12 protein-coding genes are annotated in these 16,704 nt (G+C 60.4%); 5 read left to right on the top strand and 7 right to left on the bottom strand.

Annotated elements, in window-relative coordinates; genetic code table 11:
* The first annotated feature begins 20 nt into the window (after nt 1–20).
* The 3 genes from NWV16_RS24540 (at nt 21) to yjiA (ending at nt 3,434) form a co-directional block, all read left to right on the top strand.
* Nucleotides 21–2,087 carry a carbon starvation CstA family protein gene (locus tag NWV16_RS24540; protein ID WP_260521083.1) on the top strand — a complete coding sequence of 689 codons (2,067 nt, stop codon included), beginning with the start codon at nt 21–23 and terminating at the stop codon, nt 2,085–2,087.
* Between the two features lie 15 nt (nt 2,088–2,102).
* Nucleotides 2,103–2,300, top strand: a complete 198-nt coding sequence (locus tag NWV16_RS24535; protein ID WP_003228401.1) for a YbdD/YjiX family protein — start codon at nt 2,103–2,105, stop codon at nt 2,298–2,300.
* A gap of 162 nt (nt 2,301–2,462) precedes the next feature.
* Nucleotides 2,463–3,434, top strand: coding sequence for a GTPase (gene yjiA / locus NWV16_RS24530; protein ID WP_260521082.1), 972 nt, complete (start codon nt 2,463–2,465; stop codon nt 3,432–3,434).
* Nucleotides 3,435–3,447: 13 nt separating this feature from the next.
* On the opposite strand, the gene NWV16_RS24525 is transcribed toward yjiA, so the two are convergent.
* The 6 genes from NWV16_RS24525 to NWV16_RS24500 form a co-directional block, all read right to left on the bottom strand.
* Nucleotides 3,448–4,143, bottom strand: a complete 696-nt coding sequence (locus NWV16_RS24525) for a GntR family transcriptional regulator (RefSeq protein WP_260521081.1) — start codon at nt 4,141–4,143, stop codon at nt 3,448–3,450.
* 24 nt (nt 4,144–4,167) lie between these two features.
* A complete protein-coding gene (locus NWV16_RS24520) occupies nt 4,168–4,872 on the bottom strand; it encodes a FadR/GntR family transcriptional regulator (RefSeq protein WP_260521080.1) in 705 nt (234 codons plus the stop codon).
* Between the two features lie 49 nt (nt 4,873–4,921).
* A complete protein-coding gene (locus NWV16_RS24515) occupies nt 4,922–6,235 on the bottom strand; it encodes a C4-dicarboxylate transporter DctA (protein ID WP_260521079.1) in 1,314 nt (437 codons plus the stop codon).
* 348 nt (nt 6,236–6,583) lie between these two features.
* Complete coding sequence (locus NWV16_RS24510) at nt 6,584–7,135, bottom strand: hypothetical protein (RefSeq protein WP_260521078.1); 552 nt, start codon at nt 7,133–7,135, stop codon at nt 6,584–6,586.
* 252 nt (nt 7,136–7,387) lie between these two features.
* Entirely contained in the window at nt 7,388–8,641 is a 1,254-nt protein-coding gene (gene glyA, locus NWV16_RS24505) for a serine hydroxymethyltransferase (RefSeq protein WP_065257523.1), read from the bottom strand.
* 224 nt (nt 8,642–8,865) lie between these two features.
* Nucleotides 8,866–12,714, bottom strand: a complete 3,849-nt coding sequence (locus tag NWV16_RS24500) for an EAL domain-containing protein (protein ID WP_260521077.1) — start codon at nt 12,712–12,714, stop codon at nt 8,866–8,868.
* Between the two features lie 286 nt (nt 12,715–13,000).
* On the opposite strand from NWV16_RS24500, the gene ettA reads away from it, so the two are divergent.
* Together ettA and gdhA are read left to right on the top strand one after the other, a co-directional pair.
* Complete coding sequence (ettA, locus tag NWV16_RS24495) at nt 13,001–14,665, top strand: energy-dependent translational throttle protein EttA (RefSeq protein WP_065257521.1); 1,665 nt, start codon at nt 13,001–13,003, stop codon at nt 14,663–14,665.
* 187 nt (nt 14,666–14,852) lie between these two features.
* Complete coding sequence (gdhA, locus tag NWV16_RS24490; protein WP_260521076.1) at nt 14,853–16,190, top strand: NADP-specific glutamate dehydrogenase; 1,338 nt, start codon at nt 14,853–14,855, stop codon at nt 16,188–16,190.
* Nucleotides 16,191–16,200: 10 nt separating this feature from the next.
* On the opposite strand, the gene NWV16_RS24485 is transcribed toward gdhA, so the two are convergent.
* On the bottom strand, nt 16,201–16,695 hold the full coding sequence (locus NWV16_RS24485) for a GreA/GreB family elongation factor (protein WP_260521075.1): 495 nt from the start codon (nt 16,693–16,695) through the stop codon (nt 16,201–16,203).
* Nucleotides 16,696–16,704 lie beyond the last annotated feature (9 nt).

Genomic DNA, 16,704 nt, shown 5'->3' with positions numbered 1-16,704 from the left:
ACCCTGGCTGGAATAATAAAATGAAAAATAATAATAGCCTGCTGCGCCACTTACCCTGGCTAGTGCTGGCAATCGTAGGAGCGTGCGCCCTGGGCGTAGTGGCTTTGCGCCGAGGCGAGGCGATCAACGCCTTGTGGATCGTGGTCGCCGCCGTGGCCATCTATCTGGTTGCGTACCGTTACTACAGCCTGTTCATCGCAAACAACGTGATGCAACTCGATCCACGCCGGGCCACCCCCGCCGTGCTCAACAACGACGGTCTGGATTACGTTCCGACCAACAGACACATTCTCTTCGGACACCACTTCGCGGCCATCGCCGGCGCGGGGCCGCTGGTCGGCCCGGTACTGGCGGCGCAGATGGGCTATCTGCCCGGCACATTGTGGCTGATCGCCGGCGTGGTGCTGGCCGGTGCGGTGCAGGACTTCATGGTCCTGTTCATGTCCACCCGTCGCAACGGCCGTTCCCTGGGCGACATGGTGCGTGAAGAAATGGGCCGTATCCCCGGCACCATCGCGCTGTTCGGCTGCTTCCTGATCATGATCATCATCCTCGCGGTGCTGGCGCTGATCGTCGTCAAGGCCCTGGCCGAGAGCCCGTGGGGCATCTTCACCGTCATGGCGACCATCCCGATCGCGATGTTCATGGGCATCTACATGCGCTACATCCGTCCGGGCCGCATCGGCGAGATCTCGGTGATCGGTGTGGTGCTGCTGCTCGGTTCGATCTGGCTGGGCGGGCAGATTGCCGCCGATCCGGTGTGGGCCAAGGCCTTCAGCTTCACCGGCGTGCAAATCACCTGGATGCTGATCGGTTACGGTTTTGTCGCGGCGGTACTGCCGGTCTGGCTGATCCTCGCGCCACGTGACTATCTGTCCACATTCCTCAAGATCGGCACCATCATCGCCTTGGCGATCGGCATCCTGATCACCATGCCGGAGCTGAAAATGCCGGCGCTGACCCAATTCGTCGACGGCACCGGCCCGGTATGGAAGGGCGGTCTGTTCCCGTTCCTGTTCATCACCATCGCCTGCGGTGCGGTATCGGGCTTCCACGCGCTGATCTCGTCCGGCACCACGCCGAAACTGCTGGATAACGAAACCAACGCCCGCTACATCGGTTACGGCGGCATGCTGATGGAGTCGTTCGTGGCGATCATGGCCATGGTTGCCGCTTCGGTGATCGAGCCGGGCGTGTACTTCGCCATGAACAGCCCGGCTGCCGTGGTGGGTGGTGATGTGGTGGCGGTAGCGACCGCGGTCAGCAACTGGGGCTTCGCGATTACCCCGGATGCCCTGCAGGCCGTGGCCCATGACATCGGCGAAACCACCGTCCTGGCCCGCGCCGGCGGTGCACCGACCCTGGCGGTCGGTATCGCGCAGATCCTGCACAGTGTCCTGCCGGGTGAAAACACCATGGCGTTCTGGTACCACTTCGCGATCCTGTTCGAAGCGCTGTTCATCCTGACGGCGGTGGACGCCGGCACCCGTGCCGGGCGCTTCATGCTGCAGGATCTGCTTGGTTCCTTCGTGCCGGCGCTCAAGCGTACCGAATCCTGGACCGCCAACCTGATCGCCACCGCCGGTTGTGTGGCGATGTGGGGCTGGTTGCTGTATCAGGGCGTGATCGATCCGCTGGGTGGCATCAACACCTTGTGGCCGCTGTTCGGTATCTCCAACCAGATGCTGGCCGGTATCGCGCTGATGCTCGGCACTGTGGTCCTGATCAAGATGAAGCGTCAGCGCTATATCTGGGTCACCCTGCTGCCGGCGGCCTGGCTGCTGATCTGCACCACGACCGCAGGCTTCATCAAGCTGTTCGATGCCAACCCGGCCGTCGGCTTCCTGTCGCTGGCCAAGAAGTACAGCGATGCACTGGCTGCGGGCCAGGTGGTGGCGCCGGCCAAGAGCGTCGAGCAGATGCAGCACGTGATCTTCAACGCCTACACCAACGCAACGCTGACCGCGCTGTTCCTGTTCGTGGTGTTCAGCATCCTGTTCTATGCGCTCAAGGTCGGCATCGCCGCCTGGGGCAAAAAAGAGCGTACGGATAAAGAATCGCCGTTCCAGGCGCTGCCGGACGCGTAACCAGAGGATTGCACTATGTTCAATGACCTGAGTCGCCTCGGTAAATACCTCGGTCAGGCTGCGCGCCTGATGGTCGGCATGCCCGACTACGACACCTACGTCGAGCATATGCAAACCAAACACCCGGACAAACCGGTGATGAGCTACGAAATGTTCTTTCGTGAACGTCAGGAAGCCCGTTACGGTGGCAAGGGTGGGCCGAAGTGCTGTTGATCTGACAGCCCGAGGTTGATGCAATCCCTCTGTGGGAGCGGGCTTGCCCGCGAAAGCGGTGTGTCATCGAGCAATGACGTCGACTGACAAGCTTCTTTTGCGAGCAGGCTCGCTCCCACATTTGTTTTGTGTTGTTCATCCATTTTGTAAAGGGGATCGAAGTTGTCTTCTCCAATACCGGTAACGGTGCTCAGCGGCTTTCTCGGCGCCGGCAAGACCACTTTGCTGCGTCATCTGTTGAAAGCCGAGCATGGCCTGAAAATCGCTGTGATCGAAAACGAGTTCAGCGACGCCGGCATCGACACCCAACTGCTGGGCGACGAGCCGGTGCAAGTCATGACCCTGGCCAACGGCTGCGTCTGCTGCACCATTCACACCGATCTGACCAAAGCCCTGTATCTGCTGCTTGAGCGCCTGGACAGCGGTGAAATCGCGTTTGATCGACTGGTCATCGAATGCACCGGTCTGGCTGATCCGGCCCCGGTGGCGCAGACGTTTTTCATCGACGAAGAATTGCGCGAGCGTTACCTGCTCGACGGCATCATTACCCTGGTCGACGCGGCTCATGCCGAGTTGCACCTGACCCAGACCATCGCCCAGGCGCAGATCGGTTTTGCCGACCGTTTGCTGGTGAGCAAGACCGATCTGGTGGACGAAGCTGCGTTCACTGCGCTCAGTGAACGCCTGACCCGCATCAACCGCCGGGCGCCAATTCGCGTGGTGGAACACGGCAACATCGACCTGGCTGAATTGCTCGATGTGCGCGGTTTCAACCTGAATGCCGATCTCGGTGGCGGAGTAAGTCTGCGGCCGGTGAGCAAGGCACCGTCCATCGACCGGATTTCCAGTCTGGTGCTGCGTACCGATCAGCCGCTGGATATCGACCGGCTCAGCGAGTTCATGAATGAACTGCTGGAAGCGCACGGCAAGCAATTGCTGCGCTACAAGGGCGTGTTGAACATTGCGGGTGAGGATCGGCGGCTGGTGTTTCAGGGGGTGTTGAAACTCTACGGCTTCGACTGGGATACGGAGTGGGCCGAAGGCGAGGCGCGGGAAAGCGTGATCGTGTTCATCGCCGACGAGTTGCCGGAAGAGAAGATTCGGGCGGGGTTTGCCAGGGTGGCGGCGAACTGAGTCCGCCGCTGTTTCAGCGTGCGGAGCCGCTGAGAATTGTCTGTTCCAGATGATCCAGATGACGGTTCATCAGCGATACAGCCTGGGCAGTGTCGCCACGCTCGATCGCCTCGACGATCCGGGCGTGATCCTGCCAGCCGCAACAGCTGTGCGTGGTTTCAGTGCATCGCGCAATCGCCAGTGAGGTCAACGGCACCAACGTGCCGAGAAAATGCGCCAACGGTGCATTGGCCGCCACTTTGGCCAACTGCAAATGAAACTCCCCGGACAGGCGGATCGCTGCGCCCCGTTGGCTTTTATCCACAGCCTGGCGCTCACGCTCGATCAGGGTGCGCAGGCGTTTCAGATCTTCAGCCTGAGCATGCTGACATGCCAGTCGCACCAGCGTGGTCTCGGCCAGACGCCGGGCGTGCAGCGCCTGACGTGTCTGCTCGGCGTCCGGCGCAGTTACCCTTGGCCGATGGTTGGCCCGCAGCACGATGATCTGTTCGTGGGACAACCGGGCCAGCGCCCGACGCACGTCTGCACGACTGACACCGAACATCTGCTTGAGACTTTCTTCGGTGAAACGGCTGGCGGTATCGAGGCGCTGTTCAAGGATTGCATCGAATAATCGCGGATACAGCTCATCCATCGGCACTTGCAGCCGGGAGAAGGACCGGGCCGCCGGGGACTGGCGAGGATGTGACGGCGTGGCAAGACTGTTCATGGCCGGTCTCCAGTGTGAAGTGTTTCAGTGGTTCAGGTGGTCATCCGGAATATTCAGCTCGACTCCCATTCGCTGGCCTTCACGCAGGATGTGCCGACGCATCTCGGCGCTGGCCTGAGCGCTGTTCTTGCTGCGGATCGCGCGCACCACGGCTTCGTTCTCCTCAAGGCGTTCGGCCAGGTGTTGCGGCGAATTGCGCAGCACCTCGGCGCTTTGCTTGAGGGCGTTGCTGGTCTGTTGCACCACGCTCTGGAAAATCGGGTTCGAAGTCAGGGTGAACAGCTCTTCATGAAAGGCGATGTAGGCGCTGACACCGGCCTCGCTGTCGCCGGCTTCGAGGGCTTCGCGCATGTCCATCAGGGTCAGGCGCAACTGGCCGACTTCCTTGCTGCTGATCGACTGCGCCACCAGGCCAACGATGAACGGTTCGAGGGTGTAGCGCAGCTGCAGCACGTCTTCGAGGCTGGCACCGGCCACGGCGCTGTCGTGGCTTTGGCTGTCACTGGCCTGGGCGTCGAGTACCACCACGCCTTTGCCTGGCATCGAGCGCACCAGGCCGAGGGTTTCCAGCACGATCACCGCTTCACGCAGGCTCGGGCGGCTGATGCCCAGTTGCTCGGCCAGTTCGCGCTGGCCCGGCAGCATCTCGCCGGAGCGCCATTGGCCGCGGGCGAGGGCGGCCCGGAGTTTTTCTACCACTGAGTTGACGACGGTTGATGTAGTAATCACGTATTCGCTCCATGCGCCGTGCCTGCATCTGCGCAGGCACGGCGGTCATTCAGAATTCTTTGGCCGCTGCCTGAGCGACCGTTTTTCTTGGCTGAAAGGTATAGCCCTGCTGACCGCTGAGCACCTTGTTTGCCCGTTGCACGTCGATGTCCCTTTCCCAGCGAGCGATGGCCACGGTGGCGACGCAGTTGCCGATCAGGTTGGTCAGCGCCCGGCCGATGCCCATGAACCAGTCCACCGCCAGCACCAGCACCAGACCGACCACCGGAATCGCCGGGATGGCCGTCAGCGTCGCCGCCAGGATCACCAGGGCCGAGCCGGGAATACCGTGGGCACCTTTTGATGTGATCAGCGACACCAGCAAGATCGTCAGCAGGTCGGTCATGGCCAGCGGCGTCCCGGTGGCGTTGGCGATGAACACGATCGCCAGGGTCAGGTAGATCGAAAAGCCATCGAGATTGAACGAGTAACCGGTGGGAATCACCAGTCCGACGGTGGAGCTGCCGATACCCAGATGTTCCAGCTTGCGCATGATCTGCGGCAGTACGGCGTCGGATGACGCGGTGCCCATGACGATCAGCAGTTCTTCGCGCAGGTATTTGAGCAATGGCCACATGCGCAGGCCGGAGAGGCGCATCACCAGGCCGAGAATCAGCGCGACGAAGGCCGTGCAGGTCAGATAGAACAAACCGACCAGGCTACCCAGATGTTGCAGGGAGTCCAGGCCATATTTGCTGGTGGTGAAGGCGATGGCACCAAACACGCCGATCGGTGCCAGACGCACGATCATGCCCATGATCCGAAAGATCACATGGCTCAGCTCGTTGATCAGTCGCGAGATCCCGGAAGCGGCTTCGCCCACCAGATTCAACGCGCTGCCGAACAGTACCGAAAACAGCAGCACTTGCAGGATGTTGTTGTCGGCGAAGGCGCCCAGTACCGATGTCGGGATCAGGTCCATCAGGAACTGGGTGGTGGTGTGCATGTGCTGGCCGCGTTCGGCGATGTCGCCCATGTCGGCGGCGGACAGTTGCTCAAGATGGATATTGGCGCCGCTGCCGATCCCGGTGCTGAACGCGAACACCAGACCGATCACCAGCGCGAGGGTGGTCAGCACTTCGAAGTAGATCACCGACTTGAGGCCGATGCGCCCGACCTTCTTCAGATCGCCCGCGCCGCTGATGCCACTGACCACCACGCAGAACACGATCAGGCCGATGAGCATCTTGATCAGTTTGATGAAACCGTCGCCGAGCGGTTTGAGCTGGGCCGAGTATTCAGGAAGGGTCAGTCCGCAGACGATGCCGAGCATCAGGCCGAGAACCACTTGGAGGAAGATTGAACGCGAGCACCATCTGAGCATGGGAGGAATCCTGGTCGGTGTCCTGGCTGCCGTGCGCGGGGCGCATCAGATTCAGGACTTAATTATTGTGGTCTTACCGGTATGTCCAGTGCGGGTGCAGTCTAGGCGCTGTTTTTTGCGGATCGCAAGTGAAAAATGACGAATTGGCATGACCGGTCTGACCAGTGGTGATATTTCGTTGTCCAGACGCAAACGGGTTGAAAGGTTCGAGGATCGATGCAGAGGCCGAGCATTTTTTAAATCGGTGATATTGCAAAAGCCATGAGTGGTGGCGGGAAGAAAGTGGGGGGTTCTGATGGAGTTCCCTGTAGCCGATCAATACTGGATCGGCTACAAAGTTTTTACTGATCAGATTTCATCAGGGCGATCAATGTAAGAGGCGTTTCGCTCAAGGATTGTAAAACGAAATTTGAAGGGTCTTCCGCCCTTGTCGGCGAAGTAGGTGAACGTTGAGTCATGTAGTTTGTGCGTATGCAATAAGCCTGGCGACCCGGAGACCTTTAGATAGGCCTCCAGTTTATTGGATTGATGGTTATCGATAGAGAGGGGAATTCCCTGTTTTCCTATCAGTTGATAAACGTTCGATCCTTCGGGATCGAATGCTCCCAGAATCCCGTTCTTATCGAGGCTCAGGCATTTTCCGTAATAGGGGCCAGGGGTCCGGATATAGAGTCTGTATCCCTGCTCGGTATGCCTGAAATACAAGGTCAGACGGGGTTCCGGGCGAATGCCCAGGAGGTGCGAATCATTGCGTGATTGCGGCTTTCCGCTGAAATGCCCTCCACTGAACAGTGGAGAGGTCACAGTGGCTGGCGCGCCATTGACCACGTCAAGGAAGTGCACCAGATCAGTTTGTATGCCAATAGTTGCAATAAAGGATTTTTGTCGGTCGGTACTCATGTTGCTCTCAATATCCATATTGTCTTTTTCCGGCGGCAAGTGCTTCGTTGCTCATGCGCAGGGCATGGATGATGGGCTGTTCGAGAGTTGGATGGGGAGGAGGTTTGTGCATCAAATTGTTTAATGGTTCTGATGCTGTTTGATGCAGTATTTTTTGGGTTCCAAAGTTTTATGTGTTCTTCGCTTTTTGTTCGGCTATAAAAAAGCCCGATCATTTCTGATCGGGCTTTTTTGTGCGGTAGTGCGGGCTTGTTAAGCGCCGTATACCGGCAGTTTCTTGCAGATGGCTTTGACTTTCTCACGAACGGCGTCGATCACCGCTTCGTTGTTCAGGTCGGCCAGGATGTCGCAGATCCAGCCGGCCAGTTCCTTGCACTCTGCTTCCTTGAAGCCACGAGTGGTCACAGCCGGAGTACCGAAGCGCAGGCCGGAGGTGACGAACGGGGAACGTGGATCGTTTGGCACGGAGTTCTTGTTCACGGTGATGAATGCTTTGCCCAGAGCGGCGTCGGCGTCTTTACCGGAGATTTCCTGCTTGATCAGCGACAACAGGAACAGGTGGTTTTGAGTACCACCGGACACCACGTCGAAACCGCGCTCGATGAACACGCCGGCCATGGCCTGGGCGTTTTTCACCACTTGTTGCTGGTAAGCCTTGAACTCTGGCTGCAGTGCTTCCTTGAAGCAGATCGCCTTGGCGGCGATCACGTGCTCCAGCGGGCCACCCTGGGCGCCCGGGAATACTGCGGAGTTCAGCTTCTTCTCGATGTCGGCGTTGGCGCGAGCCAGGATCAGGCCACCACGTGGACCGCGCAGGGTCTTGTGCGTGGTGGTGGTGACGACGTCAGCGAACGGAACCGGGTTCGGGTAGACGCCAGCGGCGACCAGACCGGCCACGTGAGCCATGTCGACGAACAGGTAGGCGCCCACCTTGTCGGCGATGGCACGGAAGCGCGGGAAGTCCAGAACCTGGGAGTAGGCAGAGAAACCGGCCACGATCATCTTCGGCTTGTGTTCTACCGCCAGACGCTCGACTTCGTCGTAGTCGATCAGGCCGTTGGCGTCGATACCGTACTGGATGGCGTTGTACAGCTTGCCGGAGGAGGAAACGCTGGCGCCGTGGGTCAGGTGACCGCCGTGAGCCAGGCTCATGCCCAGGATGGTGTCACCGGCCGACAGCAGGGCCAGGTAAACAGCAGCGTTGGCCTGGGAACCGGCGTGTGGCTGAACGTTGGCGTAGTCGGCGCCGAACAGTTCCTTGGCGCGGTCGATGGCCAGTTGCTCAACGACGTCGACGTACTCGCAACCACCGTAGTAGCGCTTGCCCGGGTAGCCTTCGGCGTACTTGTTGGTCAGTACCGAGCCTTGAGCTTCCATCACCGCTGGGCTGGTGTAGTTCTCCGAAGCGATCAGCTCGATGTGTTCTTCCTGGCGCCGGGCTTCTTGCTCCATGGCGGCAAAAAGATCGGCGTCGTACTTGGCAATAGTCAAATCACGGCTGAACATGGCGGTCCTCAAGGATCGGGGGCAGAAAAGGGGGGCATTCTAACCCAACGGGTTTTGGATGGCATATGAAACGACATCATGTCGCAGACAAGTGGCGTTCATGACCAGATATGTGGCGTCCGTGCCGGCCTTTCCTGGCCAGCCGGTTCGCACAATAGCCGAGGCCGGTCGGCGATTGTGTGATCGACATCAATCCCGGCTCACGAAGACCGCGCCGCCGATCTTCAGTCGAACATGAACAGCGCATCATTGCTGAACTGCGCTTCGAAGCGGGTGGCCGGCATGGGACGCCCGAACAGATAACCCTGAACCTCATCGCAACCGTGCTCGCGCAGGAAGTCCAGCTGTTCATGGGTTTCCACGCCCTCGGCGATCACCGCCAGGTTGAGGCTGTGGGCCATGGCGATGATCGCCCGGGCAATCTGCGCATCCTGCTCGCCGGATGGCAGGCCGTCGACGAAAGTGCGGTCGATCTTGAGCACGTCGATCGGGAATTGCTTGAGGTAGTTCAGCGACGAATAACCAGTGCCGAAGTCGTCGACCGCGATGCTCAGGCCCAGGTTCTTCAGGCCGGCGAGGATCTGCATCGCCTCGCTGACTTCGCGCATCAGGATACTTTCGGTCAGCTCCAGCTCCAGACACGCCGGCGGCAGGCCGGTTTCCTTGAGGATGGTGGCGATCCGCGTGCCGAGCTGGCCGTCGGAGAACTGCCGGGCAGAAATGTTCACCGAGACCTTCGGCACGCGCACGCGGCTCTGGTGCCAGGTCTTGAGCTGACGGCAGGCTTCGCTGATCACCCAGTCGCCGACGTCCACCACCAGTCCGAGTTCTTCGAGCACCGGGATGAAATCCCCTGGCGGCACCAGCCCGCGACGGGGATGACGCCAGCGCAGCAGGGCTTCGGCGCCGGTCAGGCGTTTGCCGTCGCCGCTGAACTGCGGCTGGTAATACAGCACGAATTCGTTCTGCTCGAGGGCATGGCGCAAGTCGCTTTCCAGCTCCAGACGCTCCAGCGCACTGGCGTTCATGTCGGCCTGATAGAACTGGAAGTTGTTCTTGCCGCGCTCCTTGGCGTGGTACATCGCGGTGTCGGCGTTCTTCATCAGCTGGCTGAGTTCGTTGCCGTCCTGCGGGCTCAGGGCGATGCCGATACTGGCGGTGACGAAGAATTCGCGACCTTCCAGCACGAACGGTCGCACCAGACTGCCCAGAATCTGTTCGGCCACATGGATCGCCCGGTTCAGCGCCATCTCGCGGCTGGAGCGATGCTGCAGCAGCAAGGTGAATTCGTCGCCGCCCATCCGTGCCACCGTGTCGTCATCGTCGACGCAGGCCAGCAACCGGGTGGCCATGTCTTTGAGCATGCGGTCGCCGGCGGCGTGACCAAGGGAGTCGTTGATCGGCTTGAAACGGTCGAGGTCGAGGAACATCAGCACCACCCACGACTTCTGCCGTTCGGCCGATTGCAGTGCGGTGTGCAGGCGATCCTGGAACAGCGTACGGTTCGGCAGATGGGTCAGGGCGTCGTAGTAGGCGAGGCGGTGAATCCGCTGCTCGCTGGCCTTGCGTTCGCTGATGTCGCTGAAGAAGCACACGTAACTGGCGAGGTCGCCTTCATCGTCGAGCACGGCGGTGATGCCGACCCACGCCGGGTAGTGTTCGCCATTGCGCCGCTTGAGCCAGACTTCGCCTTCCCACGTGCTGTGCTGATGCAATTGCTTGAGCACGTAGCGCAGGTGCGCGTCCTGTTGTTCGTCGACGGTGAGCATGTTCGGCAACTGGTCGAGCACTTCGCTCACCGCATAGCCGCTGACCCGGCTGAACGCTTCGTTGGCCTGAACGATGTAGCCGGCCGGGTCGGTGATCAGGATCGCCGACGTCGAGTGCTCGAATACCGTGGCCGCCATGCGCAGGTCTTTTTCGGCACGGCGTTGCTGGCTGATGTCGCGACCGACCCCGAGCACGCCCTCGAATGCACCATGCTCATCCCACACCAGTACCAGGCGCAGTTCGATCGGGATCTTGCGGCCATCGGCGCGCAGGCAGTCGAACAGGAACATCTGGGTCTGCACCTGGCTGCGCAGGATGGCCAGTTGCTCGGGCTTGTCCAGGGCCTTGCTGACCCGATCCATCAACTGATAGATGCCGTTGAGTTGCTGCGGGTTGGCGATGGTCGATTGCCAGCCGTTCTGGAAAATCCACTCGGCGTCATAGCCCAGCACTGCTTGCACCGACGGGCTGACGTAGTTCAGCGACAGTTTGCTGTCGGTGGAGAAAATCACGTCGCTGATGCTTTCGGCGAGCATCCGGTAGCGCTGTTCGCTGTCGCGCAGGGATTCGCTGGCCTCGATCTGCTCGGTGATGTCCTTGGCCACGCCGATGATCCGCGTCACCTGATCCTGCTTGTCCCGGGCCAGCGCCTGCTCGCGGATATCGAAACGCCGCCACTTGCCGTCACGGTGACGGAAGCGCAACTGGCATTGCAGCAACTGGCTGTAACCGGCGTGGCGCTGCATCTGTCGCGAACGATGGTAGTAGTCGGCGTCTTCCGGGTGCAGGAGGATTTCCCAGAAATACTCGCCCATCTGATGCAGTTCGGTGCGGTTGTAACCGAGCGTCTGGCCCAGGTGGTGGTTGCTGAAGATCATCCGCTGGCTGATCACATCCTGTACGTACAGGTGATCCGGCACGGTGCGCACCACATCCGACCAGAATCCTTCGCGCTCCAGCAGCGACAGTTCGATCAGCTTGCGGCTGGTGATGTCGTTGATGCTCAGGATCACGGCCTTGTAGTCGTGCTGTTCCCGAGGCAGGCGCAGGACCAGCCAGAGGTGCTGGTCGCGGCCATTGATGTCCGGCAGTCGGATTTCCAGTTCCAGCTGTTCCTGTTGCTGAAGCACGGCGTCGAGCACTTGATTGCCGATGGCGCACTGACTGTGCGGACGGCCGTCGATCAGCAATTGCCAGGCGTGCTCGCAGGAATTGACGTTGAGCAGTTGCAGCGCCACCTGATTGACCTCGGTGACCCTCAATTCCTGCAGCAGTTGCAGGCGCTGTGACGGTTGGTCGAGCCAGGCCTTGAGCTGATCGCCGGTCTGGATCCGGGCTCTCTCGAAAACCTGCTTGAGCCCCGACAGATCCAGCACGCACAGCGCCACGCCGGTGCCTTCGAAAATATCCTGATAGCGACGACGCCCCTCATGCACCTGGCGCTGTCGGCGGCGCATGTTCAGCAAGGCGATGAACGGCAGCAGGGACAGCGCCAGGCCCAAAAGACATTTGCCGATAAACGCCGGCAACAACTCTTCGAGCACATGTTGCCGGTCGAATAGTCCGCGCAGTTGCCAGTCACTGCTGCTCAGGGGCACGGTCAGTACGCTGTTGGCCAGATCCTCAGGCGTCAGGGTGCTGGCCTTGATGGACGGCAGGCCTTCGTCGCGGCTGATGATCTGGTGGTTGATGCGATTTTCCACCAGCCAGAGCGGGCGAATGCCGGTGTCGCCCTGTTTGGTCAGCGAAGAGAAGAATGTCGGTGTCAGGCGCAGCGCCCAGTAACCGCGCGTGCTGCCACTGGCCTGATGGAGCAACAGATGCACCACCGAACCGTCGTCGGCGTTGCTGAAATAGTGCGCCTGGGCATGACTGCGACGCACCAGATCGCTGAGGTAGTCGGCGTCCTTGCTGTCTGTGGCGCTGTCGCTGAGGATTTTCCCCGAGGGGCTGAGCAAGGCCAGGCTTTGCAGGTCCGGCAGGGATTTCTGCAGCTTGCGCAGCAGCGCCTGCTGTTCGTCGGCGGACTGTGGCTGTTCGACGATCGGTAGCAGATTGAGGGCGATCTGCGCGTTCAGCGACATGTTCAGGCTGACTTGCGAAGCGAGATCGGCGGTGTAGTCGATGGTGTACTGGCGCTGGTTTTTCTGGGTCTCGCGCAACTGATCGAGCAATTGCCAGAACAGCAACGCCAGCAGCATCAGCACCAATGTTGCCAGCGCGCCCTTCAATGTTCCGCGCAGGGACGAGCCGGGCGCCGGTTGGGTGCTGCTCACAGAGGCTGGCGGAGTGACATTGGACAAGCTGTAATCCTGCGGTCTGGCTGGACTGGCGCGACGTGCACTATAAGCCGGGCGCCCAAAGGGCGGCTAGCATGCCTTGAGTTGTGGCGAAGTGCCAGCCCCGCTCGGCTGGACTGCCTTCCGTCATTAAGGTAGCTTTGCCGGTTACGCGGGAGCGTTCCAGCTCCTAGACTCAGACTTTTTCCGCGCGCACGCATTGATGACCATCAAATGAACGACGCGCACCGGTCTGGCCGGGCATCGCCTGCGCTTCAATCATTCATCTGTCACTGACCCAAGGTTCTCCATGGCTCAATACGTCTTCACCATGCATCGGCTGGGCAAAGTTGTTCCGCCGAAGCGGGAAATCCTGAAAAACATTTCGCTGTCCTTCTTTCCGGGCGCCAAGATCGGTGTACTCGGCCTCAACGGTTCGGGTAAGTCCACGCTGCTGAAAATCATGGCCGGCGTCGACACCGAATTCGAAGGCGAAGCGCGCCCGATGCCGGAACTGAACATCGGTTATCTGCCGCAGGAGCCGCAACTTGATCCGACCAAGACCGTGCGCGAAGTGGTCGAAGAAGCGGTCAGCGTGATCAAGGATGCCCAGGCCCGCCTGGACGAGGTCTACGCCGCCTACGCCGACCCGGACGCCGACTTCGACAAGCTGGCCGCCGAACAGGCCAAGCTTGAAGCGATCCTGCAGGCCAGCGACGGTCACAACCTGGAGCGCCAGCTGGAAGTCGCCGCCGATGCGCTGCGTCTGCCGGCCTGGGACGCCAGGGTCGAACACCTGTCCGGTGGTGAAAAACGTCGTGTGGCCCTGTGCCGTCTGCTGCTGTCCGCCCCGGACATGCTGCTGCTCGACGAACCGACCAACCACCTGGACGCCGACTCCGTCGCGTGGCTCGAACACTTCCTGCACGACTTCCCGGGCACTGTGGTCGCGATCACGCACGACCGTTACTTCCTGGACAACGTCGCCGGCTGGATTCTGGAACTCGACCGCGGCGCGGGCATTCCTTACGAGGGCAACTACTCGGGTTGGCTGGAAGCCAAGTCCGAGCGTCTGGCCCAGGAATCCAAGCAGCAGTCGGCTCACGAAAAAGCCATGAAGGAAGAACTGGAGTGGGTGCGCAAAGGCGCCAAGGCCCGCCAGTCGAAATCCAAGGCACGTCTGCAGCGCTTCGAAGAAATGCAGTCGCAGGAATTCCAGAAGCGTTCGGAAACCAACGAGATCTACATCCCGGCCGGTCCGCGCCTGGGCGACAAGGTCATCGAATTCAAGAACGTCACCAAGGGCTATGGCGATCGCGTGCTGATCGACAACCTGTCGTTCTCCATGCCCAAAGGTGCCATTGTCGGCGTGATCGGCGGTAACGGTGCCGGTAAGTCGACCCTGTTCCGCATGCTGATGGGCAAGGAAACCCCGGACTCCGGCAGCATCGAGATCGGCGAAACCGTGCAACTGGCCTGTGTGGACCAGAGCCGCGAAGACCTGGACGGCAACAAGACCGTGTTCCAGCAGATCTCCGACGGTTCCGACCAGATCCGCATCGGCAACTACGAGATCCCGTCGCGTACCTACGTCGGTCGCTTCAACTTCAAGGGCGGTGATCAGCAGAAGTTCGTCAAGGACCTGTCCGGTGGTGAGCGCGGTCGCCTGCACCTGGCGCTGACCCTGAAGGAAGGCGCGAACGTTCTGCTGCTCGACGAACCGTCCAACGACCTCGACGTCGAAACCCTGCGTTCCCTGGAAGAAGCCCTGCTGGACTTCCCGGGCGCCGCCATTGTGATCTCCCACGACCGGTGGTTTCTTGACCGCGTCGCGACGCACATCCTGGCGTACGAAGACGACTCGCAAGCGGTGTTCTTCGAAGGCAACTACACCGAGTACGAAGCCGATCGCAAAAAACGCCTCGGCGAAGCAGCGGCCCAGCCACACCGGGTACGCCACAAGAAACTGGCCTGATTTCAGGCCGGTTGCATGAAAGAGCGGAGCCTTCGGGCTCCGCTTTTTTTTGCCTGCAATCTGGCCTGATTTATAAAATGTGTACTATCTGGTTTCATAAATGCGACATTTTTGTTTGTTGCTGTGTACATGTTGTTTGTTACAGTCCGGCTCAATCCAACGACAACAAATCTGCCGAGACTTTCCCATGATCGAATCCGTCGACTCCTTTCTCGCCCGTCTGAAAAAACGCGATCCGGATCAACCCGAATTCCACCAGGCCGTCGAAGAAGTCCTGCGCAGCCTGTGGCCCTTTCTCGAAGCCCATCCGCACTATCTGACCTCGGGGATTCTGCAGCGCATCTGCGAGCCGGAACGGGCAGTGGTGTTCCGGGTGTCGTGGGTCGACGATCAGGGCAAGGTGCAGGTCAATCGCGGTTTCCGCATCCAGATGAACAGCGCCATCGGCCCGTACAAGGGCGGTTTGCGTTTCCATCCTTCGGTGAACATGGGCGTGCTGAAATTTCTCGCCTTTGAGCAGACCTTCAAGAATTCCCTGACTTCGTTGCCCATGGGCGGTGGCAAGGGTGGTTCCGACTTCGATCCGAAGGGCAAGAGCGACGCCGAAGTCATGCGTTTCTGTCAGGCGTTCATGAGCGAGCTGTACCGCCACATCGGCGCCGACGTGGACGTGCCGGCGGGTGATATCGGGGTCGGTGCCCGGGAGATCGGTTTTCTGTTCGGCCAGTACAAACGCCTGAGCAACCAGTTCACCAGCGTGCTGACCGGCAAGGGCATGACCTATGGCGGCAGCCTGATCCGTCCGGAAGCCACCGGTTTCGGTTGCGTGTATTTCGCCGAGGAAATGCTCAAGCGCCGCGAGCAGACCGTCGCAGGCAAGCGCGTGGCAATTTCCGGATCCGGCAACGTTGCGCAATACGCGGCCCGCAAAGTGATGGATCTGGGCGGCAAAGTGATTTCGCTGTCCGACTCCGAAGGCACGCTGTATTGCGAGGCCGGCTTGAGCGAAGAACAGTGGCGGGCGCTGCTGGAACTGAAAAACGTCAAGCGTGGGCGGATCAGTGAGATGGCCGCGGCATTCGGCCTGGAGTTCCGCGCCGGGCAGTTGCCATGGGCGTTGCCGTGCGACATTGCGCTGCCGTGCGCCACCCAGAACGAACTCGACGCCGAAGCGGCTCGGACCTTGTTGCGCAACGGCTGCATCTGTGTGGCCGAAGGCGCGAACATGCCGACCACTCTGGAGGCTGTGGATATCTTTATCGAGGCCGGGATCCTGTTCGCCCCGGGCAAGGCATCCAATGCCGGTGGCGTGGCGGTGAGCGGTCTGGAGATGTCGCAGAACGCCATGCGCCTGCTGTGGACGGCGGGCGAGGTGGACAGCAAGCTGCACGGGATCATGCAGTCGATCCACCACGCCTGTGTGCATTACGGTGAGGAAAACGGGCGGATCAACTACGTCAAAGGTGCGAACATCGCCGGCTTCGTCAAAGTCGCCGACGCGATGCTGGCGCAGGGCGTGGTTTAAGCCCCTCGGTTCAAGAGTGATCGATACGGATCACTTCGATCAGTTGATTGCCGGCCGGGCGTTGCCACAGCACTTCGTCATTGAGCCGTGCGCCAAGCAGAGCGCGGCCCAGTGGCGAGGCCCAGTTGATCAGGCCGTTGGCGGCATCGGCCTGGTCTTCACCGACCAGCTGTACCCGACGCTCGGTGCTGTGCTCGTCGGCGTAGGTCACCCAGCTGCCGATCTGAACTTTTTCGTTGGATGTCGGGATCGGCACAACCTGCGCGCTGCCGACCCGTTGGTTGAAATAGCGCAGATCCCGTTCCAGATCGGCCAGCCGCTGCGGGTCGGACTGCTCGCCCATGGCGGCCTGTGCGGTGTGCAGGGCCTGAAGCTCGGCGACTTTTGCCTGCAACTGGGCGAGCCCCTGTGGCGTGACGTAATTGGGCTGGCTGCTGACCTGCCGTTCGACCGGCTGGTCGGCCTGTGCGACGGCATTATCTTCGTTGACGAAAGCACGGCTCATGGTGACCTC

It is taken from the genome of Pseudomonas sp. BW7P1 (genome assembly GCF_024981055.1).
In the GTDB taxonomy this organism is placed as follows: domain Bacteria; phylum Pseudomonadota; class Gammaproteobacteria; order Pseudomonadales; family Pseudomonadaceae; genus Aquipseudomonas; species Aquipseudomonas bananamidigenes.
The sequence above is the reverse complement of the archived record's forward strand: the minus strand, read 5'-3'. Positions and strand labels throughout refer to the sequence as shown.

Excerpts from the sequence above, each read along its gene's own strand:
- NWV16_RS24540 (WP_260521083.1), top strand. The coding sequence starts at position 21 with ATGAAAAATAATAATAGCCTGCTGCGCCACTTACCCTGGCTAGTGCTG.
- NWV16_RS24535 (WP_003228401.1), top strand. The coding sequence starts at position 2,103 with ATGTTCAATGACCTGAGTCGCCTCGGTAAATACCTCGGTCAGGCTGCG.
- NWV16_RS24525 (WP_260521081.1), bottom strand. The coding sequence starts at position 4,143 with ATGAACAGTCTTGCCACGCCGTCACATCCTCGCCAGTCCCCGGCGGCC.
- NWV16_RS24515 (WP_260521079.1), bottom strand. The coding sequence starts at position 6,235 with ATGCTCAGATGGTGCTCGCGTTCAATCTTCCTCCAAGTGGTTCTCGGC.
- NWV16_RS24510 (WP_260521078.1), bottom strand. The coding sequence starts at position 7,135 with ATGAGTACCGACCGACAAAAATCCTTTATTGCAACTATTGGCATACAA.
- glyA (WP_065257523.1), bottom strand. The coding sequence starts at position 8,641 with ATGTTCAGCCGTGATTTGACTATTGCCAAGTACGACGCCGATCTTTTT.
- ettA (WP_065257521.1), top strand. The coding sequence starts at position 13,001 with ATGGCTCAATACGTCTTCACCATGCATCGGCTGGGCAAAGTTGTTCCG.
- gdhA (WP_260521076.1), top strand. The coding sequence starts at position 14,853 with ATGATCGAATCCGTCGACTCCTTTCTCGCCCGTCTGAAAAAACGCGAT.
- NWV16_RS24485 (WP_260521075.1), bottom strand. The coding sequence starts at position 16,695 with ATGAGCCGTGCTTTCGTCAACGAAGATAATGCCGTCGCACAGGCCGAC.